Annotated in this window: 1 protein-coding gene; it reads right to left on the minus strand. The window is 75.7% G+C overall.

The annotated features are described in order from the left end of the window. On the minus strand, nucleotides 1–1,103 hold a 1,103-nt coding region (locus tag C1A33_RS26165; RefSeq protein WP_115538018.1), incomplete at both ends, for a beta-ketoacyl reductase.

Genomic DNA, 1,103 nt, shown 5'->3' on the forward strand with positions numbered 1-1,103 from the left:
GCAGGCGCTGCTGCGGGTCGATCGCGGTCGCCTCACGCGGGGAGATCCCGAAGAAGCCCGCGTCGAAGTACGCGGCGTCGTGCAGGAAGCCGCCGTGCCGGCTGTACGACGTGCCCTGCCGGTGGGGATCGGGGTGGTAGAGGCGGTCGAGCGGCCAGTCCCGGTCGGTCGGGAAGCCGGAGATGGCGTCGGTGCCCTCGGCCACCAGCCGCCACAGCTCCTCCGGCGAGGTCACCCCGCCGGGGAAACGGCAGCCCATGGCGACCACCGCGATCGGCTCGTCGTCCGCCTCGGTCGAGCGTGTCCTGCGGGTGGTGGGCCGTGCGGGTCGCCTGGCTGCCGAGGTGTCCGCCTGGTCGACCAGCCGCGCGCTCACGAACTCCGCCAGCGCGGACGGCGTCGGATGGTCGAACACCACCGTCGACGGCAGCCGTAGGCCCGTCGCCCGGCCGAGCTGGTTGCGCAGTTCGACCGCGGTCAGCGAGTCGAAGCCCAGGTCGCGGAACGGCCGGCTGGCGGGGATGGTCCCACCGTCCTGGCCCAGGACCTGGGCGCTGTGCGTGCGGACCAGCTCCAGCACCCGCAGGGTGCGTTCCCGCTCGTCCAAGCCGGCGAGCGCGGCCAACGGCGCCGACGTCCCCAGGTTCTCGGGTGCTCCCGCGCCGCCGCCCGCGCCCAGGGCGGCGCGGCGGCGCGGCGGCCGGGTGACACCGTGCAGCATCGGAGCCAGGGTTCCCGCCGCCGCCCGCCGCAGCAGGGCGGCGCGGTCGAGCCTGGCCGCGACCAGCGTCGCGTCCGGCGCCGTCACCGCGGCGTCGAACAGTGCCGTGCCCACCTCGGCGTCGAGGGGTGCGATGCCGTCGGCGGCCATCCGCGCCCGGTCCGCCGCGTCCATGTGGCCGGTCATGCCACTGGTCTGGTCCCACAGCCCCCAGGCGATCGACGTGGCGGGCAGACCGCGGGCGGCCCGGTGGGCGGCGAGGGCGTCCAGGTAGGCGTTGGCCGCGGCGTAGTTCCCCTGGCCCGCGTTCCCCGTCGTGCCGACCACGGAGGAGAACAGGACGAAGCCGTCGAGGGGGTGGTGGCGGGTGAGGTGGTGGAGG

The sequence above is a fragment of the Frankia canadensis genome (genome assembly GCF_900197875.1).
GTDB classification, from domain to species: domain Bacteria; phylum Actinomycetota; class Actinomycetes; order Frankiales; family Frankiaceae; genus Frankia; species Frankia canadensis.